The sequence below is a fragment of the Streptomyces crystallinus genome, from assembly GCF_039521265.1.
Classification (GTDB): Bacteria; Actinomycetota; Actinomycetes; order Streptomycetales; family Streptomycetaceae; genus Streptomyces; species Streptomyces crystallinus.
Genome location: NZ_BAAACA010000014.1, coordinates 118,071 through 143,881 on the forward strand (window position 1 = coordinate 118,071; position 25,811 = coordinate 143,881).

Sequence of the window (25,811 nt, forward strand, 5' to 3'; positions counted from 1 at the left end):
CCGCTGCTGGTGCCACGGGGCCATCCTTTCGTCGTGCGGATCGGAGAGAGCGCCCGTTCATGGGGCGCCCGCTCCCTTGCGCAAAGGTCGTCGTACCTCGTCCCGGCGGCGTGACGCCGCGGCAACGGCTCGTCTCAGTCGGGCATCTTCCAGCCGTGGCCCTCCAGCCATTTCTGCTGCTTCCTGTTCGGCGGCCTCGGGTCTCCGTTTCCGTCGTGCTTCCAGGTCCCGTCCTTGTTCAACGCCGTCCCGTCCTTGAAGTGGACGTGGTCCTGCTCGCCCTTGGTGAGGCCCTTGTCGACTCTGATGACTCCCGCCGGCGCGTTGCCCAGCCTTACGTCCTCGTTCATCTGGTTCGGCGACGAGGGGCGTCTGACCGGGCAGTTGTGCACCAGGACCTGGGCCGATCCGACCTGGACGTAATAGGTGTGGATGCCGGTGACGGAGAGGTTGTGGACGGTCTGGCCGGTGACCTCGCCGCGGTCGTGGACTGCGGTGACCCGTGCGATCGGGGAGCCGGCCAGACCGCGAACGAGGTCACCGGTCCTGAGGTCGCCGGCGTCGACCCAGCCGCGGCCCTGGACCCAGAAGGGGTGGCCTGCAGTGGTGGTGATCGTCCCTTGCCGCGGGCCCGCAAGGCCGATGTCGATCAGGTGCTTGGTGCCGTGACCCGAGATGACATCCGCGACGGGTTCGGCGGAGGTGTGACCAGTGGCCGGGTCCGTGGCTTGGACACGGTCTCCTGCGTGGACCTCACCGATCGGTTTGACCGAGCCGTCGGCCATCACGACCTGGGTGTCGAGCGTGAAGGAATTGCAGTCCTTCTCCACGGCCTGAGCGGCTTTGCCGAGCGTCGAGGATTCCTTGGCGGCGGACTTGGCGACGGTGCCGGCGAGTTTGCCGCCAGGGACCATACCGAGCGCGTCCATCGCCGCGGCCTTCTTGTTGCCCTGCGCGAGCTGACCGGCCACGGCCACCCCGGAGGCAACCGTGCCGACCGGCCCGGGCACGAAGGCCACCACTTCCGCCGCAGTGGTCCCTGCGCGCACTACCGACTTCCAGGAGAACGTCCCGGCGAGATCCAGCCCGTTGATCGGGTCCGCGTCGACGTAATCGTAGTCGTTGGCGGAACCGCCCGGTACCGGATCGACCTGCAGGAACCGACCGAGTACGGGGAGGTAGACACGGGCGCCCATCTCGATCGCCTGCTGGCCGGCCAGGTGCTCCACCGGCCGCTCGTGCCGGCCCAGCCACCCGAAGTCCATTCCGCCGGCAGCCGTGGCCGGGGCAGGGATGTCTCTCAAGGCGCCATTCACGGGATCGATGTTCTGGCCGTACGGGTCGTAGAGGCGCACCGCACCGGTGCGGGTGGCTGCCCCGTCCGCAGTGAACAGCACATCGCCGTGGATGTTGGGGTAGGACCAGTTGGTGGTGGCGTTCTTGTCGTAGTTCTTGGTCAGCAGCACCCCGCCGGGCAGCGCCACGATCCGCTGCAGCAGGCCCCCGTCCTTGTCCAGGATGAGGTCCGCGTCGTCGTGCTTGGAGCTGTAGGAGTAGCGGGTGGTCCCGTTCTGCGACCCGTTGGCGGCACCGGTGACTGTGCGAGCGGTCAGCCTGTCGACCGGATCCCTGGTGTAGGAGATGGCGGTACCGGACGCGGTCGTGGTCTGGATGTGCCGTTTGGTGGAGTCGTAGCCGAGGGTGTCGTCCCCCACCCTGACGGTGTCGCCGTGGCTGTCGTAGACGAACGAGAGCCCGGTGCCGCCGCTGGTGGAGGTGAGCCGGTCGGCGCCGTCGTAGCAGTAGCGGGTGGTGACCGCCGCCGCGCCGTCGAGACTGTCGGTGGACGCGGTGCGGTTGGTGTTCGACCCGGCCGTCTTCGCCGGGCCGCAGCCGTCGGCCGCGTCGAACCGATAGGTGAGCTGGTGATGTGGGACCGTCGCCGCGACGAGCCGGCCGACCGCGTCGTAGCTGTACGCGTACTGGGCGACGGCCTTCCCGTCCTCGGTCACCACGTCGCCGGTGACGCGGTTGTCGCGGGACCGTGACACCGTGTCCACCACCTTCGACGAGGCGGTCTTCCACGTCAGCGCCGTCGTCTTGCCCGAGTCGTTGCGTGTCAGGGATTCGAGGCGGGAGCCGTTGCCGTAGACGACACCGCTCAGTTCGGTGGCGACGTCGTAGGTGGGGGTGGCCACGGTGGTTCCGTCGACCTTGACGCCGGTCAACTGGTTGGCGTCGTTCCAGGCGTATCCCACGGTGCTGGAAACGCCCCTGATGGTCGTGGTGTCACTGATCAGCCGCCCGACCTGGTCGTAGCGGGCAGTCGAGGTGACACCGTTGACGTCGGTGTAGCTGACCTCCTGGCCGAGCAGGTCGATCACGGTCGTGATCGACCCGCTGTCGTCGGTCGCCTTCGAGGTCAGCGGATCGCCGCCGACCGCCCAGTCGGTGATGACGCTGCGGGCCGCCTTTCCTCCGTACGCGGGTGCGCTCCTCTTGACGACCCGCCCCCGTTCGTCGTAGCTCGTGCAGGACCACGCCTCGTCGTTGACGCGCTGGGCCACCGTCCGCCCCGCCTCGTCGTAGACCGTCTCTCCCGTGAGCGCCGGTCCGCTGTCCGGTTTCGCCGCGGTGGCGGTCCTGGCCATGCCCCCCTGATTGGCGGCAGGAGCCTTTGGGTCGCAGGGATTGGCCCGTTTCTCGGAATCGCCGTAATAGACAGTCGTGTTGCGCCGGTCCGCATCGGCGATCTCGCCGGCGGGCATGGCAGTGGCCTGCTTGCGCAGATAGCCGGTGCCCGGCCGCTCGTAGGTGGTGCGCGACGTCAGCGCGAGCCCGTCGGGGTCAGCCGTCGAGGACACCGTGAGCCCGTACACCGGATCGATTCCCGCCGCCGGGTCGGAGTATCGGCTGACGCTGTGCCGGGACGGCGCCCGTTCCCTGTCGCCCCCGGAGGTGTCCTCGGTGGTCGAGCCGGTCGCCCAGCCGTACCGGGGCGCGAGATACTTCCCGGGCACCAGCGCCGGTCCCCCGCCGCCCGGCGGAGTCCAGGTGAAGGCCAGCGCCCCGGTCGTGCCGGAGCGGTTGTAGTAGTCGACGCGGACGCGATGGCGGCTGCCTGCCGCGGTGTTGGTGTACTTGCCGGAGACCGCGGTACTGGGCTTGTCGCTCCAGCTGTCGACGGTCAGCACGTCGTCCACCCACAGGCGGACGCCGTCGACCGCGGTGAACCCGAGGCCGTAGTCCCCGGCGGCGGGGAACTGGACCTCACCCGTGAAACGGCCGGACCAGCCGCCGGAGTTCGTCACCGGCGGAGTCGCCCGCCACGCCTGTGACAGTGCCCCGTCCGAGGTACCCACCCCGGTGGCGAACGCCTGGGGCACACCGGACAGCTCCGGGTTGTCGTAGAAGGCGGCTGACAGCCCCGCCAGCCCCTCGTCGTAGCCGGTGTGGCTGTGCGGCATTCGCGCCGCGCACTCCGGCGTCGGAAGCTGGCCGTGGAAGCAGGACGCCGGTGCGGGCCCGTACCGGTCGACCGGCCGGTCGGCGTGGTCGTACACCGTGGTGGAGCGGCGCCCCGCGCTGTCGACCGCGGCGGTGGCCTGGTCCTTCGCGTTCCACTCCGCGGAGATACTCGCGCCGGTGAAGTCCGTGGTGACCAGCGTACGACCGGCGTCGTCATAGGTGACGGTGCGCGAGTGCGTCGCGTCGTACACCCCGGCCAGGGCCACGGTGGCCTGCTTGCGTTCGAGGTAGTACTGGTAGAAGTGCTCGGCCCGCTGCCCGCTGGAGCGGCCGTCGGGGGCGGGGGCCAGCACCTGGACCGCGCGCAGACCCGGCGGCTCCTGGGGCTGTTCGACCACCGAGTCGTAGCCGATCACCGTGCACGCGGCGGCGGTGTCACCGGTGTTGGTGCACCCGTTCGCCTCGGACGGTGCCTGGCGGGCCACCCAGTCGTAGGCCAGGCTGCCCCGGAGCGTGGCCAGCGGCCCGATGCTGTCCAGGGCCTTCTGCTTCTCCTCCTCGTTGTCACCGGCCTCGTCGTAGCGCTGCTTGGCCAGGGCGCGGCCGGTGTAGTCGAAGTCCTGCATGGACGCACCCGGGTTCTCGATCCGGGCGAGGGTGTCCATCAGGTACCACAGCCGGGTCTCGCTGCCGTCCCAGTAGCGGATGCGGCACAGCATCTGCGGCGGGGCCGGGTCCGAGCCCGGTGGGCGCGAGACCCCGCCGTAACAGCCGTCGCTGCCGTCGGTGTTGTAGAACAGCTGGTGCGACCGGCCGGAGACCGGGTCCTTGATCTGCGTCAGCCTCGGCGGCGAACCGCTGTAGACGTACTGGAGGGCAGCGGGTTTCTTGCCGTCCAGGACCGACTCCACCGCCGCCAGTGTCCCGTCGGCGTGGAACAGCGACACCGTGTCGCCCTCGGTGACCGTGATGCGACCCTCGGCGTCGAAGGCGAGCACACCGTCCTCGCCCACCGGCGGTGTGTAGCCGCCCGAGGAGGCCTTGGCCCAGGTGTGCTTGCCGCCGGCGGCGTCGGTGAGCACCACCGAACCGTCCAGCATCTCGGCGTGGCTGTAGCCGCTGGACTGCGCCGCAAGCGTCCACCCGGGAGGCAGCGACTGCGAGTCGGAGGAGGACAGCCATTCGGTGGGTACGATCCGGGGGTCGAGGTTGTGAGCGCGCTGGTCGTCGGCGCCGACGCTGCTCTTCGCCCACAGCACCATGCGCGGCCGCTGGTCGGAGTGGTGGTAGAGCTCGATCCGGATCGGCACCAGTCGGCCGGCCTTCAGGGCGACCTCGCCGGCCTGGCGGTGGCCGGGCAGCAGGAAGTCGTCGCCGGGGTCGGCGGCCTCGGGGTTGTCGTAGACCAGCTTGTCGCCCACCCAGACGCGCGCGCCGTCGGTGTGCGCGCCGGCGAACCGGAAATCGCCGGTGACGGGGGGCTTGAACTGGCCCTCCCAGCGCACCACGAACCAGTTCTTGTCCAGCGCGGGCGGCATCGGGTTGGTCCGCCAGGGCAGGTTGTCCGAGTTGCCGCTCCAGGTCATGCCCCAGTCCAGGTTGACCTGCGACTCCCCGCGCACCATCACCGGGATCGCGTCCGGACTGCCCGAGTGCCGCGAGTCGTTGAAGTAGGAGGCGCGCACCCCGTGCGGTGCGCCCTCCCGGGAGTTGTACGCGAGGCTCACTCCGGCCGATCCACCGACGGTCTGGAACGCCGGCCCGGCCGCCTCGACGTGGGCGTTGCCGTTGAACAGGTTGACCGTCACGGGACCCAGGTGGTCGGTCGGCGCCGGTCCCGGATCACCCACCCGCTGGTTCACCGTGAAGTGCCCGACCCACTGCGGCGCGGTCGCCGTCGTCGCGTCCGGCAGCGCGGTGGCCGCCGTCCAGGTGTAGCGGCCACCGTCGTGCAGCACGTGCCGGGGCACGGTCCACTCGGGCTGGTCGAGACAGCCGGAGTCCACCACGCTGCCCGAGCGGCCGTCGAACCCGGTGGAGATCTTGAAGCAGTACAGGACACCGTCACCGACCGCGGCCACCTGCAACGCCGGAGTCTCCGTGCCCACCACCGCGCCGTCCACCGGGCTGACCAGCCTGGTCTGCGGCGCGGGGTCGGCCTCGCGCGCCGCTCTGCGCGCGTCGAACCGGGCGTGCTTGCCCGTCACCAGGGGTGCGAAGTCGGCCTTGGGCTGCCTCGGCCGCTTGGACTCCGCCTTCGGCCCGTGCTTGCCGGAAGAAGCCACCGACAGGATCGGCAGATCCCTGGGCACCTTCTTGGACGCGGCGGACGCGGACGCCGACGGCAGGGCCTGGGCCTGCGCCAGCGAGACCAGCAGTCCCATCGCCACCGTGAAAATGATCAACCGTAACCACGGACGCGCGAACAACCGCGCTCTACCGCCACCCCCGGTCAAGGCCCCTCCAGAATCGTCGATGCCGCCGGGACACGCGACCTGACAGACCGCACGTCCTGCCTCTTCCGCTCCCGGCCAGTCGGCCTCATTCTGTCCGGGGGATTTCGCGGACGCGTTGGCCTCGAACGCCTGGACGTTGGCAGGGAACGCACTGTTGCCGCCCGCGCCTCGGCCCTTTGACTGCCGGTTCTGAAAGCCGTTGCCGGCTTGTGCGGGAGGTAGGAATGCGCTCGACAGTCCTCGACACGGCCGAGTTACCCATCGGCGAACGGCCGGAGGCATGGGCCGAGGCCATGACCCTGGCGCAGATCCCCCAGCACGTCACCTCCCTCAAGACGGGCACCTTCCAGGCACGGGTCGAGATGATGCCGCTGGGCGCCGGACAGCTCTCGCTCCTGAGCTCCTACGCCAGCGTGAGCGTACGGCGGACAGCCCGGCACGTGCGCCAGTCGGACCCGGAGATGTACCGCGTCAACGTCGCCATGGCCGGCGAGATACGCATCGACCAGTACGGGCGGCAGCTCCTCCTCAGACGCGGGGACCTGGGCTTCGGCGACAGCTCCGAACCCCTCGACATCCACGCCGGACAGGCCCCCGCCCGCCACCTCGTTCTCCAGTTCCCCAAGCACCTCCTGCGGCTCCCGCACGAGCGGTTCACCCGGCTGTACGGTCTGTCCCTGCCCTGGACACAGGGCGTGGGGCGCCTGTTCGGCCAGTTCCTGACGGGAGTCGCCGACGAGTACGCCCACTGCCCACCGACGGCCGTGGAGGGTCTGGAGGCCACAGCGGTCGACCTGCTGTCGGCCGTGCTGGAACACCATCTCGGCCATGACGCCTCGTCCGGCGGGCCGGCGGTCTCCGGTGCCTCCACGCACGACGCGCTGTTCCTGCGGATGACCGCCTTCATCGCCGAGCATCTGCCGGACCCGGCGCTCGGGCCGGAGGACATCGCGGTGGCACACCACGTGTCCCTGCGCTATCTGCACCGCCTCTTCCAGGACCACGGCACCACACCCCGGGCCCTGATCCGTACGCAACGGATCGACCGCTGCCGCAGAGACCTGGCCGATCCGGCTCTGGGCCACCTCACGATCCACGCCCTCGCCGCGCGCTGGGGCTACCCCCAGCCCGACTCCTTCTCCCGCGCCTTCCGCACGGCCACCGGTATGTCCCCCAGCGAATTCCGGGCCGACGCGAGCCAGTCGCCACCGCCCGCTGACATCACGTACGGGGAGGACCGCGCGCCGGGGCGGGACAGGCGGTATCCAGTGAGTTGATCCGTCGGCCGGGGCGGCGCGTGGTTCAAGGACAGTGCTCGACGCTCGCCGCCGGGGCGGGGGCGAGTTGCCGGTGTTCGTGCTGCGTGGAACGCTGAAAACAGTATCCGAATGCCCGGATCGGAGGATTCCGATGCGTCTCGGACCATTGACCGGCCTGGTGGCCGTTGTTCTGATCGCCGTCGCTTTCGGTGTGGGCGGGGATACGCCGGGTGTCGGTGATTCCGGGCCGCAGGTCAAACTGTTCTTCCAGGAGCACGACACGCAGCAGGCGGTTTCCCTGTACCTGCTGGTCCTGGCGGGAGTCTTCCTGGTCTTCTTCGCCGGTTCTCTTCGCCACCACCTCTCGGAGTCCGACCGGCACGGCTGGCTGCCCCAAGTCGCGTTTGCCGGGGGGATATTGGCGGCCGCAGGCTTCTGGGTCGCATCGGGCGTGACCCTCGCGCTGCTGGACGCGAGCGACGAGCAGCAGGTCAGCGGCCCGGCGCTCCAGGCCATGAACGCCATCGGCACCGATCTCTTCATTCCCTTCGTCGCCGGAATCGGCGTCATGGTGCTCGCCGCCGGACTGGATACCGCCCGCCGCGGAACCCCGCTGCCGCGCTGGCTGGGCTGGGCCGGAATCGCGCTCGGCGTGCTCATGTGCATCCCGTGGGTCGGCTTCTTCGCCTTCCTCGTGTCGGGACTGTGGATCATCGCCGCCAGCGTGCTGCTCGCCCGACGACCGCATGTCCCAGACCCCGCGAGGACCCCGCACATGCCGACACCCTGACTCTCCCGTGCCCTTTCTGACACTCCCGTGCCCTTTCCCCGCTTGCGGGTAGCGGGGCCAGGCGAGGGCCACTGATCGTGGGCCGGGGGCATCGGCCGCCCTCTGATCGCCCGCCTGGGAGAGGTTCAGCGCGGTGCGGGACCGTGAGCTCGTCACACGCCGATCCGAGCGGGGGTCCACCAGTCGGTGGACCCCAAGTTCCACCGGTCGCTGCTGTCGCCGCCACACCCCCGGCGAACAGCATGGAGCCATGAAGAATCTTCCTGTACGCATGGCTCGTTGGAGCGCTGCCCGCCCCTGGCGCGGCATTGTCGGCTGGTTCGTGTTCGTCGTTCTGTGCCTCGGTATCGGCATCTCCGTCGGCACCGACGCGGCGACCACCGAGGACTTCCGCATCGGCGAGGCGGGACGCGGCGAGGCGATCGCCGCGGAGGGCGGGTTGCAGCAGCGCCCCCTCGAGCACGTCCTCATCACCGCCAGGCCGGGGACCGGAAAGCTCGACCTCGCCGCAGCCGACTCGGCCGCCGCCGACATCGCCACCCGGATGGCCAAGCTGCCCGAAGTCCTCTCCGTCGCCGACCCGGTACGCAGCTCGAACAACACAGCGGTGCGGGTCACCGTCACCATGAAGGGCCCTGAGCTGGAGGGCAAGAAGCACGTCGACGAGCTGATCGGGCAGACCACGGCCGTGCAGAAGGCCAACCCCGGGCTGCGCGTCGAGGAGACGGGATCACCGTCCATCAGCAAGGGCGTCGACAAGCTGCGCGGCGACGACCTCTCGCGCACCGAGGTGATCGCCCTGCCGGTCACCCTCATCACCCTGCTGCTGGTCTTCAGCTCCGTGGCGATGGCCCTCGTACCGCTGCTGCTCGCCCTGTCCTCGATCGCCGCGGCTGTCGGCCTGTCGATGTTGGCCTCGCACGTCTTCCCGGACGCGGGCGTCGGCACCAATGTGATCCTGCTCATCGGCCTCGCCGTCGGCGTCGACTACACCCTCTTCTACCTCAAGCGCGAACGTGAGGAGCGGGCCCGCGCCGGTGGCAGGCTGAGCCCGCAGGCCGTCGTCGAAATCGCCGCCGCCACCTCCGGGCGGGCCGTCGTCCTCTCCGGTCTGGCCGTCGCCGTCTCCAGTGCCACCCTCTACCTCGCCGACGACGTCATCTTCTCGTCCATCGCCACCGGCGCGATCGTCGTCACGCTCGTCGCCGTCGTCAGCTCGCTGACCGTGCTGCCCGCGCTCCTCGCCCAGCTGGGCATGCGCGCCGAGCGCCGTGCCGAGCGGCGGGCGGCCCGAGGCCTCGCGCCGAAGAAACAGAAGACGCACAAGACCGGCCCCGGCCGACTCACCGCCGCCGTGTTGCGCCCCGTCGCCAAGCACCCCGTCGCCACCCTCACCGTCACCGTCGTCGGGCTGCTCGCCCTGGCCGCCCCGGTCCTCGGCCTCAAGCTCACCGACATGGGCCGCGAGACGCACTCCCGCTCCATCGTCGCCATGCAGGTGTACGACCGGCTCAACGCGGCCTACCCGGAGCTCAAGTCCATGCACCAGGTCGTCGTCCGCGCCGACGCCGACCGTGCTGCCGAGGTGACCGCCGCCCTGCGCGAACTCGCCACCGACGCCAAGGACGACCCGCGCCTGAGCGGCACCTCCCGCCTGACCACCTCGCCCGACAAGCGGATCAGCTTGCTCCAACTCCAGGTCCCGCACTACGTCAGCAGCAACGAAGCCCAGTCCTCGCTCAAGGACCTCCGCGCCACGTACGTCCCCCAGACCCTCGGCCGGCTCAAGGGCGTCCAGACCGCCGTGACCGGTGACGTCGCCCGCTACACCGACTACCCGACCCACCAGGAGCAGAAGCTGCCGCTCATCATCGGGGCCCTGCTCCTGGTCACCTTCACCATGACCGTCCACGCGTTCCGGTCCGTGGTCCTCGGCCTTGTCGGCGTCGTCCTCAACCTCCTCTCCGCCGCCGCCTCGCTCGGCATCCTCGTCGTGGTCTTCCAGCACACCTGGGCCGAATCCCTGGTCGACTTCACCTCCACCGGGTCGATCGGCTCCCGTGTCCCGCTGTTCCTCTTCGTGATCCTGTTCGGCCTCTCGATGGACTACCAGGTCTTCGTGATCAGCCGGATCCGGGAGGCAGCCCTGCGCGGAGTCCCCACGCGCCAGGCCGTGATCGAAGGCATCGGCAGCTCGGCGGGGGTGGTGACCAGCGCCGCCGTGGTCATGGTCACGGTCTTCGCCAGCTTCGCGGCACTGCACCTGATCGAGATGAAGCAGATCGGCTTCAGCCTCGCGGTCGCCGTCCTCCTGGACGCCTTCGTGATCCGCATGCTGGTCCTGCCGTCCTTGATGCTCCTGCTCGGCGAAGCCAACTGGTGGCCCTCACGCGGAGTACGTCGGGCCCGCCGCGGCACCGAACAGGCCGCCCCCACCCTGAAATCGGTAAGCTGATCAACTCGACCGCCGCGCCCGCACACCCCTACGAACGAGGTACATCAGCGTGAGTCAGTGGCAGCAGCAGGGTGACCGACTCACCCAGGAACGTATCCGTCGCTGGAACCTGGCAGGCTGGGTCCTGCTGGGCCTGCTGCCCCCGGCCATCGCCATCCTCGACGCCTCACCGGCCCGGCAGTACTGGATGTTCGGCCTGCTCCTGCTGGTCGGGCTGTGCCACACCCTCGTTCTCACCCGGCCGGACAGCCCCGTCCTGCCGCCCCGCACCTACCTGACCGTACTCGCCCTCGTCCTCGGCGCAACCGCGTACCTCCTGGACGGCGGAGCCGCCTTCTACGTGATATCCCTGCCGCAGTTCTGGCTCTTCACCCGCACCCCGGCGGACGCGATCAGGCTCAGCGGAGCCGCCGCGGCCCTCACCGTGTTCGGCGGCACGCTCGGCCAGGGCTGGAGCCCTCACTTCCTCACCGGGAACACGGTGTTCACCCTCGTCGCGTACGCCGCAGGGGCGAGTCTGGGGCTGTGGATGCACCGCTTCGTCGGCCAGAGCACCGAGCGGCAGGAGCAACTTACCGCCGAACTGGCCATCACCCAGGAGGAGTTGGCGGCCGCGCATCAGCGGCAGGGCGCGGCCGAGGAGCGGGAACGGCTCGCCCGGGAGATCCACGACACCCTCGCCCAGGGCTTCGCCTCCATCGTGGTGCTCGCGGAAGCCGCCCGCGCCGCCGCCGTCAGCGACCCCGTACGCTGCGCCGAGCAGCTCACCTCCATCGAGCAGACCGCGCGCGAGAACCTGGCCGAGGCCCGCGTCCTCGTCGGCTCCGCCCCCGTGAGCGGCATCGCGTCCGGTTCGCTCGCCGCCACCCTGCGCAGGACGCTGGACCGTTTCGTGCAGGACACCGGCCTCACCGTCACCGCCGAGCTGCCCGACATCGACCTGGACCAGCGCACGCGCGTCGCCCTGCTGCGGTGCACGCAGGAGTCCCTCGCCAATGTGCGCAAGCACGCCGGCGCCTCCACGGTCGGCGTCGTCCTCTCCGCGTACGACGGCGGTGTCGAACTGGAGATCACCGACGACGGCTGCGGCTTCGTCGTCGAGGACTCCCACGGCTTCGGCCTCGACGGCATGAGCCGCCGGCTTGCCGAACTCGACGGCGAACTCGCCGTCACGAGCTCCCTCGGAGACGGCACCCGTGTCCTCGCCAGCCTGCCCACGCCCACTAAGGACTGACCATGACCGACACCGCCGACGGCCCGATCCGGGTGGTCGTGGTCGACGACCACGCCGTCATGCGCGCCGGAGTCATCGCCCTGCTCGCCGGCGAACCCACGATAGAGATCGTCGGCGAGGCGAGCGACGGCCGCGAAGGCGTCGACCTCGTCGAGCGGCTCGCCCCCGATGTGGCCCTCCTCGACCTGCGCATGCCGGTGCTCGACGGTGTGGCCGCCACCACCGAGATCGTCGCCCTGCCCACGACCACCCGCGTCTTGATCCTCACCACGTACGACACCGACGTCGAGATCGAACGAGCCGTCGAGGCCGGCGCCGTCGGCTACCTCCTCAAAGACACCACCCGCGACCAGCTCGCCGACGCCATCCGCTCAGCGGCGCGCGGTGAGACGGTCCTCGCACCCAAGGTCGCCGAGCGCCTCGTGGCCCGGATGCGCCGCCCCAAGCCGGTCGTGCTGACCGCCCGCGAGCAGGACGTGCTGCGCGCGGTCGCCGACGGCCTGTCCAACGCCGAGATAGGCCGTCGACTGGTGATCGGCGAAGCCACGGTGAAGACGCATCTCCTGCGGGTCTTCGCCAAACTCGACGTCAGCGACCGCACCCGCGCCGTCGTCGTCGCCCTGGAACACGGACTCCTCACACACTCCTGAGGACCGGGCACCCGCCCAGAACTCCGACCCCATCCGTCGCACCTGAACCTCACCGAGCCCACGGCCCCCACCACTTCGGCGGCAGCGGATCCGCCGGCGCTGACGTCGGCTGGTCGGGATGCAGTCCGAGGCGCCGAAGGGCGTCAGCACGGAAGCGCACAGCGATCGTGCCGTGCCAGCGCCCGTCCGAGCGCACCCCACACATCAGGTCGACCCGGACCTCATCCTCCGTGAACGGGTACCAGTCGATACCTCGGTCCCGCAGTCAAACCGCCGTCAGCCAGCCCGGCCGCGGGCAGCCGGGAAGGTTCTCGTAGGAGAAGAGAGTCACCCAGGCGAAAGTCTGATCTTCCATGCCGCCATCATGCCGCAGCGCGGACCTCGGCGGCTCAGTGTTTGCTGGTCAGGGACAGCCGGTGGACCAGGGTGTGACGCACCCGGTCAAACGGCGGCCTGGCTGCTCGCGAGGGAGGGGCCGATTCTGACGTCATCGCCCACGGCATACCGCCCGGCTCGATGAACAGGACTTCCCTTGGCTCCCTCCGGCACCACCAGCACCGCCGTACTCGAACAGCTCCAGCGCCGGTCCGCCGACCCGAAGCGCCGCATCTTGTTCACCGGCGCGACCATCGTCACCATGGATGCCGACCTCGGTGTCCTGTGCGACGCCGATCTCCTCGTCGAGGGCGGGACCATCACCGCCATCGGCTCCGGCCTGGCCCGGGACGGCGCGGTGGTCGTCGAGGCCGGCGGCACGATCCTCACGCCGGGCTTCGTCGACACGCACCGGCACGCCTGGCAGTCCCCACTGCGCCGGATCATGCCGGACGTCGACGACCTCGGCGCCTATGTGATGTCCACCCTCGCCGGTCACGCCACCGTCTACCGGCCCGAGGACATGTACGTCGGTACCGAACTGGCGGCCCTCACCGCGCTCGACAGCGGCATCACCTGCATGCTCGACTTCTCCCACAACTCCCGCACTCCCGAGCACTCCGACGCCGCTGTGCAGGCCCTCGTCGACACCGGGATCCGTGGGGTGCACGCCTCCATGGGCCCGCACTTCGGGGAGTGGGACAAGCAGTGGCCCGGCGACCTGGCGCGCCTCAAGGAGACGTATTTCGCCCGTGGCGATCGGATGCTGACCCTGCGCCTGGCGGCCCTGGCCACCGACGAGATCGCCGGTCCCGCCCTCGCCTACGGCCCCGAACTCGCCCGTACGGCCGAGGAGCTGGGCATCGGGGTGAGCGTCGACGCCGTCTTCGGCACCTCGTCCTCGGCGGCCATCACGGAGTGGGAGAAGGCCGGCCTGCTGGGGGCGGATCTCACCCTCATCCATGCGACCGGCCTGACCTGCGAGGCGTGGAAGGCGATCGGCGACAGCGGCACGACCATCGCCCTGGCCCCGACCTCCGACGCCCAGATCGGGCTGGAGACCGCGATTCCCGCCATCGACGAGGCCCTGTCGGCCGGGGTGCGGCCCGGCCTGAGCATCGACGTCGAAGTGGCCCTGGTCAGCGACATGTTCACGCAGATGCGGGCCCTGCACGCCATCCAGCGGATGCGGGCGGTCAACGCCGTCCACCGCACCGGGCGACAGCCGGCCCGCATCACCACCCACGACGTCCTGGACTTCGCCACCCTCCAGGGCGCCCGCACCAACGGCCTGGCCGACATCACCGGCTCGCTCACTCCGGGCAAGCAGGCCGACCTGCTGGTCATCCAGGCCGAGGACCTCAACACCATGCCCCTCAACGACCCCATCGGCACCGTCGTACTGGGATGTGACGCCCGAAACATCAGCGCTGTCCTCGTCAACGGGCAGCCACGCAAGTGGAACGGCCAGGTCCTCGACGTGGATCTGCGCGCCCTGCGTGAGCGGGTCCACGCCTCCCGCGACCACATCCTCAACATCCCAACCCCCGCCTGAACAGCGCCTTTTCCGCTGTCGTCGACCGCGACGGCCACTTCCTCCAGGGGCCTGCGCCGGGGGCCGCACAGCCGACTCCGGAAAGTCGGAGCGGAAACCCTCTTGCGCAATGGTCAAGAAGTGTTGACCATTGGGGCCATGCCAACCGATGATCTTCCTGAGACGTTTCACGTCACCACGGACGAGCAGCTACGCGCCGTCTCCAACCTCACCCGCCACCGGATCATGGCCGTCCTCCGCTTCGAGCCCGCGACGATCACGCAGATCGCCGAGCGGGTGGGCCTCGCGAAGGGGAGCTCCAGCTACCACGTACGGCTGCTGGAGCGGGCCGGCCTGGTGAAGGTGGTACGGACGCGGAAAGTGCGCGGTGTCACCGAGCGCTACTACGCCATGGCCGCGCGGTCGATCGAGCTGTCGGACCCGGGCGAGGGAGGGCCGGACGTGCTGATGCGGCACGCGGTGGCAGACCTCGAAGCGGCGCCCGTGGACAGCGAGCGGCACGTACGGATGGCGCATCTGCGGCTCACCGACGCGCAGTTCGCGGAGCTCGGCGCGCGGCTGCAGGCACTGGCGGACGAGTACCGGGAGCTGTCCGATCCGTCGCTCCCGGACGCCTCGCTCGTCTTCGCCCTGTTCCACCCGGCGGTGCCCCAGCAGTCCGAAGGAGACGCCAAGTGACCTCAGCCATCGAAAAGCTGCCGACCGGGTTCGGACGGCTGTGGACCGCGCAGACGGTGTCCTCTCTCGGTGACGGCGTGTCGCATGCCGCGCTGCCGCTGCTCGCGCTGACGTTGACGAGGGACCCGATGGCGCTCGCCGTCGTCACGGCCACGGGAACCCTGCCCTGGCTGCTGTTCGGCGTCCTCGGCGGTGCGCTGGTGGACCGCTGGGACCGGCGGCGCACGATGTGGATCACGGACACGATCCGTGCGCTGCTGCTGGCGATACCGGCAGCGGCGGCCGCACTCGACGTGCTGAGCATTCCCCTGCTCGCGGCCGTCGCCTTCCTGCTCGGCCTCGGCGGACTCTTCTTCGACACCGCCGCCACGGCCTATCTGCCCGATCTGCTCGACCGCGACCCGGCACTCCTGGAGCGCGCCAACTCCCGTCTGCGCGGCGCCCAGACCGCCGCGTCCGGCTTCGCGGGGCCGCCCGCGGGCAGCGCCCTGCTCGCGCTCGGGCGGGCGGTTCCGCTGGTCGCCGACGCGGTGTCGTTCGCGCTCTCCGCGCTGCTCGTACGGTCGCTGCCCACCGTGCCCCCGCCCGTACCGCAGGCACGTGAATCGCTGCTGCGGCAGGCGCGGGCCGGCGCCTCGTACGTCTTCCGGGACCGGTTGCTGCTCGGCCTCGCGCTGCGTCCGGCGGTCGGGAACATCGCCTTCCTCGCGGTGGAGACCGTCCTCGCCCTCTTCGCCCACGACCGCCTCGGCATCGGCAGCTTCGGCTTCGGACTGCTCCTCACGGCGGAAGCCACCGGCGGTCTGCTCGGCGCGGCCATCGCCTCCTTCCTCGGCCGAAGACTCGGCACCGGCACCGCACTGACCTGCACGGCCGCGGTCGAAGGGCTCGCGATCCTGGGCCTTGCCGCCGCCCCGAACCCGTACATCGCCGGCCTCGCGCTCGCCGTCTGCGGCGCGGGCATGGGCGCCACGATGGTGCTCGGCCCCTCCCTGCGGCAGGCGATCGTCCCCGCCCATCTGATGGGCCGGGTCGCCTCCACCTCCCGCATGCTCGCCATGTGCGCCGCCCCCTTCGGCGCCTTCCTCGGCGGCTGGCTGGCCACCACCTATGACGTCCGCACGCCGCTCTACGCCGCGGCGAGCCTCCTCCTCGCCATGACCGCCGTCACCTCGACCATGACCACCAACCGCCGGGTCGAGGCGGCACTGCGCGCCGCCGCCCCCGCCGACGTTCCGGTCCGCCCCATAGGGTCGCAGGTATGACAACGCCCCCTGCCACCAGCGCATTCGACTCGCTCCAGCTCGACGCCGTACGCGACCAGGAGGCTCTGCGCCTCGCCTACGCACTCCCCGGCGACGCGGCCGTACGCAAGCAGATGACCGAACTGACCGAGCAGACGCGGCAGTTGATCGCCTGCTCCTCGCTGGTCCTGGTCGCCAGCACGGACGCCGAGGGCAACTGTGACGTCTCCCCGCGCGGCGGTCCCGCAGGGTTCGTCACCGTCCTGGACGCACGGACGGTGGCGATACCGGACGCGACCGGCAACAAGCGTCTGGACACGCTGCAGAACGTCATCGCCACCGGGCGCGCCGGACTGCTGTTCGTCATCCCGGGGCGTACCACGACGCTCAGGGTGAACGGCCGGGCCTGCGTCTCCACCCGCCCGGAGCTCCTGTCGCAGCTGACCGCCGTGGGCAAGCCGCCGGCCAGTGCGCTGGTGGTGGGGATCGAGGAGGTCTATCCGCACTGCCCCAAGGCGCTCCTGCGCAGCGCGGCCTGGAAGCCGGAGCAGTGGCTGCCGGCGGACGCCCAGCCGACCTCTGCCGAGGTCACGCTCGCTCAGCTGCGGATGCCGGAGCTGACGATCGCCGACATCGAGCGGGCGGAGGCGGATTCGCTGAAGTACCGGTACGAGTGAAGCGGAGGTCAGGAGACGGTTGCCGCCTGCGCGATCCGGGCGAGGGTGGTACGCATGCCATGGCGGTTCACGGCGATACGGCGCTCGGGGTTGGTGCCTGCGAAGACGGTGCCGAGGACATTGGTCAGGCGCGCGCCGGGGCCGGTGCGCCGGTCCTCCCAGGTCTCGGTCACGCGGGTGCCCGACCCTTCGGCGGCGAAGCGGTAGCCCCAGCGGGCGATCGGCAAACCGAAGATCCCGACGTCGAACGTGAACTCCTCGCCCACGCGCGCCGCCGAGACCCGACCCGTCGTGAACCAGACGAACGGACCCCGGCGGTTGAGACCGATGAAGCGCGTGCCGGCGCGTACGGGGGTACGCGGCACCCAGACCCGGCGGCACTCGGGACTCCAGCGGCCCATGTCGGGGAGATGCGCCACCAGCCGATAGACGGCCTCCGGCGCGGCGTCCACCACTATGGACTCCTCAAGTTTCCGCTCACGCCCCATCGTTGGCCCTCCCTGTAGGTTCGCCGGACCTTACTGGCGAGTAGGGTAGCGGACCGCCGCCGGCATCGGCGGGGCAGGCGAGGAGCGTGGCGACACCCTCAGCGCGTCAACGCTTCTTGGCGGCACCCTTGGGCGTGCTCAGACGGGAACCGTTCCAGTCCTTGCCGGCGTTGATGGACTTCGTCTGGGACAGACCCGCGGTCGTGGACGCCTCGCCGATCTCGCTCGGCTCGACGTAGCCGTCCCTTCCGCTCTTCGGGGTGAGCAGGAGGATCGAGCCGCCTTCCTCCATGTAGGCGAGGGCGTCGACCAGCGCGTCGGTGAGGTCTCCGTCGTCTTCGCGGAACCAGAGGACCACCGCGTCAGCGACATCGTCGTACTCTTCGTCGACCAGCTCCGTACCGGTCGCCTGCTCGATGGCCTCACGAAGCTCCTGGTCGACGTCGTCGTCGTACCCGATCTCCTGGACCACCATGTCGGGCTGGAAGCCGAGCCTGACCGCCAGGTTCGTCTCTGCGTGACCCGCTGTCGCTGACATCAATGACCTCTCTGGATCCGGAGTGAGCACATCCACGACGCCCACATCAGTATCCAACCAGATACACACGGTGACTGTGTAGTAGTTGTGCCGGGCAGCCGCTGCCCGCGTACGAAGCCCGCTATGAACGGAGTACCCCGATGAGCCGCCACATCCAGGTCACCTTCGACGCGCACGACCCGCGGGCGCTGTCGTCCTTCTGGCGTGACGCACTGGGATATGTGCACCCCGGTCCGCCCGGAGTCGACCTGCCCGAGGGTGCCGACCCGCTGGCCGCCTGGGACGGATTCCTCGCACGGATCGGCGTACCGCAGGAGGAGCGCAACACGAGATCGGCCATCGAGGACCCTGACGGGCACGGCCCGCGCGTCTTCTTCCAGCAGGTGCCGGAGGACAAGGTCGCCAAGAACCGCGTCCATCTCGACATCCGCGCGGCTCCCGGGCTGAAGGGAGACGAGCGGATGGCGGCGCTGGAGACCGAGTGCGACCGGCTCGTCGCGCTGGGAGCGACGCGGGTACGCCGCCACGAGCCCGCTCCCCCGCTGAGTGCCGGCTTCCTCGTGATGACCGACCCGGAGGGCAACGAGTTCTGCCTGGACTGACATCCCTACACACCCGGTGGGCTGTGGGCCCTGCGCATCCCCTCGACGTGTGTCACATGTGCGTCGCCCACCTGGGAGTGTGCGCCCAGACGCACACAGCTGACCTGCGACAACCCTGCTGCGGCACACTCGTTGCCGCGCCAGTCTGCGACTGTCGCAGACAAGGGCCACTGACCATGACCCAAAGGGGGAAAGACATGCGCAAAGGCTGGATGAGGAAGGCGTTCGTCAGCACGGCGCTCGCAGTGACACTGTCCGGCGCCGGCCTGGCGGGCGCGAGCGCGGCAGCGCCCGCACACCCGAGCGCCGTGCCGGTCACCACTGCGTCGGCGCAGATCCTCGCGGTGCACAACTTCGGCCTCAGCTCCGCGCAGGCGAAGAACGTCCAGCGCTGGCTGCACACCTACTGGGGCTACAACGACGGCATCGACGGCCAGCTCGGCATCAACAGCTGGAAGGCTTTCCAGAGGTGCCTCAAGACCCACTGGGGCTACACGGACAAGATTGACGGCGACCCCGGCCCCAACACCGTGATGGCCCTCCAGCGGCTCCTGCGTAACTACGGCTACACCGACAAGATCGACGGGGACCCGGGCCCCAACACGCAGGCGGCCTTCAAGCGCTTCGCCGATACCATCTAGCCGCCGCGTCGCCACGGCTGTGGCCACCCGAACCACGGGCGGCCACAGCCGTGCACAGGCGAAGGGTGCGGCGCAGGCATCCGGGCCGGCCGCAGATACCGACCGTACGCACCAAGGATCCTCGCCTCGTTCAGTCCGTGCCCACGACGGCCGGACGGGCCGGATGCGCCGGCCCGAGGAAGACCGCGATTCCGTTCCCCTCAGGTGCTGGGTGGGTGGCCTGGGCCCAGCCCAGGCGCCGGTAGAAGCGGACGACGTCGGGGGCACGGACCGAGGTGAGCAGCCAGCAGCGGCCGTCGGGTGCGTCGCCGGTCACCGCGTGCAGGAGGGCCGCGCCGACGCCACGGCCGCGCGCCGCACCGGCCACGGCGAGCTCGTCGACCTCCCGACCGCCGCACAGCCAGTCCGCCGTGCGCTCCGCGCCCAGGGCGGCAGCGGCCTGCGGGTAGCAACGGCCGGACGGGAAGGGGGCGGAGGTCGTCCAGGCGGTGGCCATACCGACGACCGTCTCCGCGTCGAAGGCCAGGGCCGCCACGAAGCCCGGGCGCGTGACATCGTCGGCCAACCGCCGTATATAGGTGTCCGCGACGGTGGCGTCCTCGTTCCATGGGTGTCGGCTGAAGGCATCGGCGTACACCCGTCGTATGTCCGCGCCGCGTGAGAGCAGTTCCGTACCCGCGACCGGGCGTATGACCAGCCCTCTCATGCGGCGCTCGCGGCGGGGCGGGCGAGCGGGTGCAGAAAGGCGTACTCCAGCGGGGCGGACGGGTCGATGGAGATGTCCAGCTGAGCCGGGGCGGCGTCGGCCCGTACCAGCAGGTCGCCCACGGCCGCGATCATCGCCCCGTTGTCGGTGCACAGCGTCAGCGGCGGCACCCGCAGTTCCACACCCGCGATCGCACAACGCTCCTCCGCGAGCGCCCGCACCCGCGAGTTGGCGGCCACCCCGCCCACGACCACGAGGGTGCGCACGTCGTACTCCCGGCAGGCGGCCAGCGCCTTGCGGGTCAGCACGTCGGCGACGGCCTCCTGGAGGGAGGCGGCGCCGTCGGCCAGCGGGATCTCCTCGCCGGACTGCCGGTGGCGTTCGGCCCAGCGTGCGGCGGCGGTCTTCAAGCCGGAGAAGGAGAAGGCGTACGGATCGTCGCGTGGGCCGGTCAGCGGGCGCGGGAAGGCCACCGCGCACGGGTCGCCCTCACGGGCGGCCCGGTCGATGGCGGGCCCGCCCGGATACGGCAGCCCGAACACCCGGGCCACCTTGTCGAAGCACTCCCCCGCCGCGTCGTCGACGGTGTCGCCGAGGTGCAGGATCGGGTCGCGTACGAGGTCCCGCACCAGCAGCAGCGAGGTGTGCCCGCCCGACACGATCAGCACCATGCACGGATTCGGCAGCGGCCCGTGCTCCAGCGTGTCCGCCGCCACGTGCCCGGCCAGGTGGTGCACCCCGTACAGCGGCACACCGGCGGCGTACGCGAGCGTCTTCGCTCCGGCGAGACCGACTTGGAGGGCGCCGGAGAGGCCGGGGCCGGTGGTGACGGCGACGGCGTCGATGTCGCGCAGCCGCAACCCCGCCTGGTCGAGGGCCTCCTGGACCACGGGATTGAACGCCTGGAGGTGCGCACGGGCGGCGATCTCCGGCACGACCCCGCCGAACCGCGCGTGCTCGTCCATGCTCGACGCCACGACGTGCGCGAGCAGCCGCCCGCCGGACACGATCCCGGCCCCGGTCTCGTCGCACGACGACTCGATGCCCAGCACCACCGGAGCGCCCACGTCAGCCTCTTTCGCATATCAATCGTTCTTGCAACCTATGTGCAATAAGATACGGGGCAGGCGCACCGCACGGCTCTTCCGGCCCGTGATGTGAGACGTACGCCATCCGGCCGGGCCGCCGAAACGCCCGGGGCCGTGACCTAGGCTGAGAGCGCAGCTGGTTCGCCCCGCCCGCCAGGCGGGATGCGTCGTAAGAGGGAACCCGGTGGGAATCCGGGACTGCCCCGCAGCGGTGAGCGGGAACGACCGCCGTCATACGCACTGGGACCGACAACGGTCCTGGGAAGCGACGGCCAGTAGATGCCTCGTACATGTCGTTCGTACGGTGGCGTGCCCGTGAGTCCGAAGACCTGCCGCTGCCCGTGCGCGACGAGCGCGTGCGGAGAATCGGTGGCCTCGTGGGCGGGCCGGCGGCAGCGGGCACCTACCGAGCCCGCCCTCCCTCGCGTCCGCGGTACGCCGCCGGGTCGATCCACGACTCGCGAAGGAGAGTTCCGTGACCGCGGACATCACCGCAGGCCCCCGCGCCCACAAGGCGCCGGCCGACTCCCGGGTGACCCTCGCCCACATCATGAGCGAGCACGACACCAACCTCTACGGCACCATTCACGGCGGCGTCGTCATGAAGCTGATCGACGACGCGGCGGCGGCCTCGGCGGGCCGCCACGCCGACGGGCCGGCCGTGACGGTCTCCGTGGACCGCATGACGTTCCTCGCCCCCGCCCGCGCCGGGGACCTCCTGACCGTCCACGCCCTCCTCGAACGCGCCGGCCGGACCTCGATGACGGTGGCCGTACGCGTCACCGCCGAGCGCTGGAACGCCACCACCACTCCCCCCACCGAAGTGGCCACCGCCCGCCTGAGCTTCGTGGCCATCGACAGCGAGGGCCGGCCACGGCCCGTTCCCGGTCTACTGGAGTCATAGACACGTCCTTCACCGGACGGACCTGGCCCTCCCCCGCCCCGGGGTCACGTGCTGAGCAGTCGGTTGAAGAACGAGCGGTACTGCTGAAGTGCCACGCGAAGGTCCTCGGTCGCCACCTCCTCGCCGCGGTGCCACTGGCTCTCGAGGTCGCGCTTGTGTGCCGAGAAGGTGGTGGCCAGTGCCTGCATCGTCTCGGCGACCAACTGGTCGGCCGCGTTGACGGAGTCCCTGGGGTCGTCGACGAACTGGCTCTGGATCTGCTGCCACCTGGCACGGAACTCCTCCTGTTCCGCTCCCAGCAGGGGTTCGTTCTCCTCCGGCGGTGCCGAGTCCCCGCCTCCGTCGGAGGGGGCCCGCCCGGCGTCGTCCTGTCGGTCCCCCAGGTCGGCGGTGGCTTCTCCGGGATACGCCGGCGGGGTGTCGGCGAGCTCTGAAGCCTCGCTGCTCTCGCTCTCGATGTCCTGCCGCCCGGTGCCGGCGAGGTCCTCCGTGGACAGAGCGCCGCTGTCATCGGGTCGGGGTGTCTCCGTGCTGCCCATCTCTACACATCCATCCCTGTGTACATCAATCCCTCTGTCTGTCGATCACGCGGTCGGTCCGTCACGCGTCATGGCGGGTGTCCGCTGGATCGAAGGCGCTGCCCCTGCGGCGCACCCTACCGTCGGCCGCGAGCTCATTCCGCGCCCCTGCCCGGCCGGTCTCCGTTGTGCAGCAGTTCCTCGAACAGCGCGCGGTAGTGCACCATCGCGCCGCGCAGCTCCTCCGTGGTCGCCTCGTGACGGCTGCTGCGCTCGTTGACGTCATGCGCGGCGCGGTAGTGCTCCAGGGTTCTCCCGTGCTCGACGGACAGGTCCTTGAGCTGCTGCTCGTACCCTTCTGTCGGGTAGCCGCGCTCGCCCATGAGCGTCGTCACCAGCCGGTCGGCGTCGTGTACGGCGTCGTCGGGCCGGTCGACGAACTGTTCCTGCACGCGGGCCCAGTCCAGGGAGTAGCGGTCGCGGACAGCAGCCGGCAGCGGCTTGATGTCCAGCGCATCGTGGCGCTCCTCGCGCTCACGCAGCTCCTGCTCGCCGGCCCGACGGCTGTCCCGCGCCTCCACAGTGCGCTCGTACTCGGGGCCGAACCGCTCCTGGAGCTCGCGGCGACGGCGCACCATGACCACGCGCGCTGCCACCGCGCACGCGGCGAGCACCAGCACGGCGGCGACAATGATGATGACCACGACGGTGACGGACATCGAGTCCTCCGCTCGTTGGCCGGCCCGGCGCACTGACAAGAGGTGCCGCACACCAACGCCGACGGTTGTCGTATGGCGGACCTTCTTCTCCATCGATAGCGCCGTCGTCCGCCGACAGCGTGCCCAGCGGGAACACGGCCGGCCCCCACGCGCTCGGCCAGTCACCGCCGTCTGGATCTTCGCGGTGGCCACGAGGGTGGGCGCGGCCCAGGAGAGCCGTGATCACGTACGACTCCGACAGTGGTACGGACAGTGACCTCCGACCCATGTGGACGCCCTGCCTCCGCTCTCCATCGTGCTCCTCGCCCCTCCCGGCGACAAGGAGCACAGGCCGAATACCTCGGCGTGCCGACGCACCGCTCCCCTCGCTCAGGGGCGACCAGCGCGACTTAACAACTCCGTATGGCAATGTCCCGCCAACTGTTACATCGCCGATGGAATACCTACGTGCGCTCTTCGTAGCGTCAGCTCTGCCGCTCACGCCTCAGCACCGTCCGCCGACTTGACCCCCACACCACCGGCCCGGGACGGGGCAGCGCCGTGCTGCGCCTCGGGCAGGCCGCCGTGCGGTGCACGTCTCTCCCTGGAGTCGTGCTCGCCCGTGTCCTGCCCGTACGCATCCGCCCGCTCACCCACCCGCGAAAGACCTCCCGTGCCGTCACTTCCCGCTCGCCGCGCCCTCGTTGCCGGCCTCATAGCCCTGTCCGCGGCGATATCGGCCTGCGCCCCCGGTTCGCCGTCGCGTGCCTCCTCGCCGATCCACACGCGCGGTGTGGTGCAGGTCTCCCACGACGGTTCGAGCGGTGCCCGCGTCATGCAGATCGTGGCCCACCCGGACGACGACCTGTACTTCATGAACCCCGATCTCCAGCAGTCCATAGACGCCAACGACCAGCTCGTCAGCGTCTATGTGACCAGCGGGGAGGCCCAGGGATTCAACAAGGTCCCCGGCCGCAAGCCCCCCAAGCCCGACGTCGCCAACTACGCCGGCGCCCGCCGTCAGGGCCTGCGCCAGGCGTACGCGCTCATGGCGACCGGAGACACCAAAGCCCCCTGGGCGCAGCAGGTCGCCACCCTGCCCGACGGCACCCCCATCGAAGTGGACGTCCTGAGCCGGCACCCCGGCATCCGGCTGGTCTTCCTCGGTGTGTCCCAGCACTCCCCCACCCACGGCAAAACCCCCAGCCGTGACCTGCGGCGTCTGTGGGAGGACCCCAAGACGGTCACCCGGACGCTGGTGGGCACCGGCTCTCCCGTCCGGGCCGCCCACACGGTCACCCGCACCGGGCTGATAGACACGCTGACGTACCTCTTGAACAGCTACCGGCCCACCCTCGTACGCACCATGGACCCCGACCCGGACATGCAGGTCCGTGACGCCAAGCACCGCGCCCACCACGACCAGCGCGGCTACTCCGACCACCCCGACCACACCGCCACCGCGCTGTTCACCTACGCCGCACTCGACCACTACCAGGCGCCCCACACCGTCACCGCCTTCCGCGGCTACTACAACGAGCGCTGGCCGCAGGCCCTCCCCGCGCAGATCGTCCGCGCCAAGGCCAACGTCCTCAACGCCTACGGAGGCTCCCCGAAGGGCTGTGACGACAAGGTCTTCGGCGGCTGCGGCGACTACGACGTCGGCCGCGACCGCTCGTACGGCACCGGCTGGCTCCAGCGCACCTCGCTGCGCTACCCCACGGCCGCTCCGCAGCTGCGGCAGGGCGCGGACGGGCGGCTGACCGCGTTCGCCGTCCTCGGCGGACAGGCCGCCATGTGGCAGGAGAGCGAGCGCGGCAGCGGCCAGTGGGCGGCGCCGAAGCTGCTGGCCGGCAAGGGACTGCTGCCGGGCCTGACAGCCTCGCTCACCAAGGACGGCCGCTGGCAGCTGTTCGCGGAGCGCATCGCCTCACTCGGCCCCGGGCCGCAGGACAACCGCCGTGAGATCGTCACGACAGACCAGCCCAGCAAGGGCGGGCCCTTCCGCCCCTGGAGCTCGCTGGGCGCCCCCGACCGCGACCCCGAGCATGCCCGCCGGGTCGGCGGGCCGGTCGTGACCCGCGGCGCCGACGGCACCACCTGGCTCTTCGTACGCAACTGGGCCAAGGGAGTCTCCGCCCGCAGCCAGCGAGCCGACGGCACCTGGAGCGACTGGTCGGACCTGGGCGGCGCCGAAGTCCAGGAGGGGCTGAGCGCCGTCACCGACGCCACGGGGGTCGTCCACGTCTTCGGCGCCGGCCACTACACCGTTCGCCACTGGGCGCAGCGGGGCCCCGGGGGGCCGTTCGTCCTCGTCCCCACCGGGCTGCCCGCCCCGGCCGACCCGCCGACAGCGCTGGCCCGGCCCGACGGCTCGCTCCTCCTCGCTTTCCGCGAGGCCAGAACCGCCCGTGTGCTCGTGCGCACCCTCCCGGCCGGCGGCGGCGCGTGGCGCGACGAGCACCTCGACCTGGGCAGCCGCGGCTACGGGACACTCGCCCTGCACTCCATACCCGGCGGGGTGCTTCTGGCCGCCCGCAACAACGACGGCGGTACGAGCCTGGCCACCCTGGACACCGGTCGGCCCCCGCGGTGGAGCACGGTCCCGGGCGCTGTGGTCGGCGCGGCCGCCCTGACAACGGACTCCGCCAACCGCCCCGTCCTCGCCGCGCTGGCCCCCGACGCGACGCTGCGCACTCAGGCGATGCCTGAGTCCCGCGCCTGATCCCCGTCTCTCCCACCACCCCGGCTCTACTTGGCGCTGCGCCGCCACCCACGAGCAGTCGG

20 protein-coding genes and 1 riboswitch are annotated in these 25,811 nt (G+C 70.6%); of the genes, 13 read left to right on the forward strand and 7 right to left on the reverse strand.

The window, feature by feature from the left end:
- Nucleotides 1–134: 134 nt before the first annotated feature.
- On the reverse strand, nt 135–5,852 hold the full coding sequence (locus ABD236_RS11090; protein WP_344074210.1) for a PA14 domain-containing protein: 5,718 nt from the start codon (nt 5,850–5,852) through the stop codon (nt 135–137).
- A 296-nt stretch (nt 5,853–6,148) separates the two neighbouring features.
- On the opposite strand from ABD236_RS11090, the gene ABD236_RS11095 reads away from it, so the two are divergent.
- The 9 genes from ABD236_RS11095 to ABD236_RS11135 all read left to right on the forward strand — a co-directional run bounded on the left by ABD236_RS11095 (nt 6,149) and on the right by ABD236_RS11135 (nt 16,841).
- Nucleotides 6,149–7,201, forward strand: a complete 1,053-nt coding sequence (locus tag ABD236_RS11095; protein WP_344073033.1) for an AraC-like ligand-binding domain-containing protein — start codon at nt 6,149–6,151, stop codon at nt 7,199–7,201.
- A gap of 34 nt (nt 7,202–7,235) precedes the next feature.
- The gene (locus ABD236_RS11100; protein WP_344073035.1) at nt 7,236–7,973 is read left to right on the forward strand and encodes a hypothetical protein; all 738 of its coding nucleotides are present in this window, start codon (nt 7,236–7,238) and stop codon (nt 7,971–7,973) included.
- 250 nt (nt 7,974–8,223) lie between these two features.
- Nucleotides 8,224–10,428, forward strand: a complete 2,205-nt coding sequence (locus ABD236_RS11105; RefSeq protein ID WP_344073037.1) for an MMPL family transporter — start codon at nt 8,224–8,226, stop codon at nt 10,426–10,428.
- Between the two features lie 49 nt (nt 10,429–10,477).
- Nucleotides 10,478–11,662 carry a sensor histidine kinase gene (locus tag ABD236_RS11110; protein WP_344073039.1) on the forward strand — a complete coding sequence of 395 codons (1,185 nt, stop codon included), beginning with the start codon at nt 10,478–10,480 and terminating at the stop codon, nt 11,660–11,662.
- A gap of 2 nt (nt 11,663–11,664) precedes the next feature.
- Nucleotides 11,665–12,312 carry a response regulator gene (locus ABD236_RS11115; RefSeq protein WP_344073041.1) on the forward strand — a complete coding sequence of 216 codons (648 nt, stop codon included), beginning with the start codon at nt 11,665–11,667 and terminating at the stop codon, nt 12,310–12,312.
- Between the two features lie 532 nt (nt 12,313–12,844).
- Nucleotides 12,845–14,242, forward strand: a complete 1,398-nt coding sequence (locus ABD236_RS11120) for an amidohydrolase family protein (RefSeq protein WP_344073043.1) — start codon at nt 12,845–12,847, stop codon at nt 14,240–14,242.
- Between the two features lie 138 nt (nt 14,243–14,380).
- Nucleotides 14,381–14,920: an ArsR/SmtB family transcription factor gene (locus ABD236_RS11125; protein ID WP_344073045.1), complete on the forward strand. Its 540-nt coding sequence runs from the start codon at nt 14,381–14,383 to the stop codon at nt 14,918–14,920.
- Complete coding sequence (locus ABD236_RS11130) at nt 14,917–16,185, forward strand: MFS transporter (RefSeq protein WP_344073047.1); 1,269 nt, start codon at nt 14,917–14,919, stop codon at nt 16,183–16,185. Before ABD236_RS11125 ends, ABD236_RS11130 begins: the two co-directional genes overlap by 4 nt.
- A complete protein-coding gene (locus tag ABD236_RS11135) occupies nt 16,182–16,841 on the forward strand; it encodes an MSMEG_1061 family FMN-dependent PPOX-type flavoprotein (RefSeq protein WP_344073049.1) in 660 nt (219 codons plus the stop codon). Before ABD236_RS11130 ends, ABD236_RS11135 begins: the two co-directional genes overlap by 4 nt.
- Before the next feature lie 8 nt (nt 16,842–16,849).
- Here the strand turns inward: ABD236_RS11135 and ABD236_RS11140 are convergent, their stop codons facing one another.
- Both ABD236_RS11140 and ABD236_RS11145 read right to left on the reverse strand, forming a co-directional pair.
- A complete protein-coding gene (locus ABD236_RS11140; protein WP_344073051.1) occupies nt 16,850–17,329 on the reverse strand; it encodes an SRPBCC family protein in 480 nt (159 codons plus the stop codon).
- Nucleotides 17,330–17,435: 106 nt separating this feature from the next.
- Nucleotides 17,436–17,867: a DUF3052 domain-containing protein gene (locus tag ABD236_RS11145; protein ID WP_344073053.1), complete on the reverse strand. Its 432-nt coding sequence runs from the start codon at nt 17,865–17,867 to the stop codon at nt 17,436–17,438.
- A gap of 140 nt (nt 17,868–18,007) precedes the next feature.
- Between ABD236_RS11145 and ABD236_RS11150 the strand changes: the two genes are divergently transcribed.
- Together ABD236_RS11150 and ABD236_RS11155 are read left to right on the forward strand one after the other, a co-directional pair.
- Nucleotides 18,008–18,469: a VOC family protein gene (locus ABD236_RS11150; protein WP_344073056.1), complete on the forward strand. Its 462-nt coding sequence runs from the start codon at nt 18,008–18,010 to the stop codon at nt 18,467–18,469.
- Nucleotides 18,470–18,666: 197 nt separating this feature from the next.
- Nucleotides 18,667–19,110, forward strand: a complete 444-nt coding sequence (locus tag ABD236_RS11155; protein ID WP_344073058.1) for a peptidoglycan-binding domain-containing protein — start codon at nt 18,667–18,669, stop codon at nt 19,108–19,110.
- A gap of 130 nt (nt 19,111–19,240) precedes the next feature.
- Here the strand turns inward: ABD236_RS11155 and ABD236_RS11160 are convergent, their stop codons facing one another.
- Nucleotides 19,241–19,816 carry a GNAT family N-acetyltransferase gene (locus ABD236_RS11160; protein ID WP_344073060.1) on the reverse strand — a complete coding sequence of 192 codons (576 nt, stop codon included), beginning with the start codon at nt 19,814–19,816 and terminating at the stop codon, nt 19,241–19,243.
- Complete coding sequence (tsaD, locus tag ABD236_RS11165) at nt 19,813–20,871, reverse strand: tRNA (adenosine(37)-N6)-threonylcarbamoyltransferase complex transferase subunit TsaD (RefSeq protein ID WP_344074211.1); 1,059 nt, start codon at nt 20,869–20,871, stop codon at nt 19,813–19,815. The genes ABD236_RS11160 and tsaD overlap by 4 nt, the downstream gene beginning before the upstream one ends.
- A gap of 153 nt (nt 20,872–21,024) precedes the next feature.
- Nucleotides 21,025–21,254: riboswitch (cobalamin riboswitch) on the forward strand.
- A gap of 125 nt (nt 21,255–21,379) precedes the next feature.
- Here tsaD and ABD236_RS11170 point away from each other — a divergent pair.
- Entirely contained in the window at nt 21,380–21,808 is a 429-nt protein-coding gene (locus ABD236_RS11170; RefSeq protein WP_344073062.1) for an acyl-CoA thioesterase, read from the forward strand.
- A gap of 44 nt (nt 21,809–21,852) precedes the next feature.
- On the opposite strand, the gene ABD236_RS11175 is transcribed toward ABD236_RS11170, so the two are convergent.
- Nucleotides 21,853–22,347, reverse strand: a complete 495-nt coding sequence (locus tag ABD236_RS11175) for a hypothetical protein (protein WP_344073064.1) — start codon at nt 22,345–22,347, stop codon at nt 21,853–21,855.
- 134 nt (nt 22,348–22,481) lie between these two features.
- Nucleotides 22,482–23,045 carry a hypothetical protein gene (locus ABD236_RS11180; protein ID WP_344073066.1) on the reverse strand — a complete coding sequence of 188 codons (564 nt, stop codon included), beginning with the start codon at nt 23,043–23,045 and terminating at the stop codon, nt 22,482–22,484.
- A gap of 772 nt (nt 23,046–23,817) precedes the next feature.
- Here ABD236_RS11180 and ABD236_RS11185 point away from each other — a divergent pair.
- The gene (locus ABD236_RS11185; RefSeq protein ID WP_344073068.1) at nt 23,818–25,749 is read left to right on the forward strand and encodes a PIG-L family deacetylase; all 1,932 of its coding nucleotides are present in this window, start codon (nt 23,818–23,820) and stop codon (nt 25,747–25,749) included.
- Nucleotides 25,750–25,811: the final 62 nt, after the last annotated feature.

Bases quoted from the DNA above. Each gene is read 5' to 3' on its own strand.
- ABD236_RS11135 (WP_344073049.1), top strand. From the start codon at position 16,182: ATGACAACGCCCCCTGCCACCAGCGCATTCGACTCGCTCCAGCTCGAC.
- ABD236_RS11155 (WP_344073058.1), top strand. From the start codon at position 18,667: ATGCGCAAAGGCTGGATGAGGAAGGCGTTCGTCAGCACGGCGCTCGCA.
- ABD236_RS11175 (WP_344073064.1), bottom strand. From the start codon at position 22,347: ATGGGCAGCACGGAGACACCCCGACCCGATGACAGCGGCGCTCTGTCC.
- ABD236_RS11180 (WP_344073066.1), bottom strand. From the start codon at position 23,045: ATGTCCGTCACCGTCGTGGTCATCATCATTGTCGCCGCCGTGCTGGTG.
- ABD236_RS11140 (WP_344073051.1), bottom strand. From the start codon at position 17,329: ATGGGGCGTGAGCGGAAACTTGAGGAGTCCATAGTGGTGGACGCCGCG.
- ABD236_RS11160 (WP_344073060.1), bottom strand. From the start codon at position 19,816: ATGAGAGGGCTGGTCATACGCCCGGTCGCGGGTACGGAACTGCTCTCA.
- ABD236_RS11095 (WP_344073033.1), top strand. From the start codon at position 6,149: ATGCGCTCGACAGTCCTCGACACGGCCGAGTTACCCATCGGCGAACGG.
- ABD236_RS11145 (WP_344073053.1), bottom strand. From the start codon at position 17,867: ATGTCAGCGACAGCGGGTCACGCAGAGACGAACCTGGCGGTCAGGCTC.
- ABD236_RS11115 (WP_344073041.1), top strand. From the start codon at position 11,665: ATGACCGACACCGCCGACGGCCCGATCCGGGTGGTCGTGGTCGACGAC.
- ABD236_RS11105 (WP_344073037.1), top strand. From the start codon at position 8,224: ATGAAGAATCTTCCTGTACGCATGGCTCGTTGGAGCGCTGCCCGCCCC.
- ABD236_RS11090 (WP_344074210.1), bottom strand. From the start codon at position 5,852: ATGGGACTGCTGGTCTCGCTGGCGCAGGCCCAGGCCCTGCCGTCGGCG.
- ABD236_RS11150 (WP_344073056.1), top strand. From the start codon at position 18,008: ATGAGCCGCCACATCCAGGTCACCTTCGACGCGCACGACCCGCGGGCG.
- ABD236_RS11125 (WP_344073045.1), top strand. From the start codon at position 14,381: ATGCCAACCGATGATCTTCCTGAGACGTTTCACGTCACCACGGACGAG.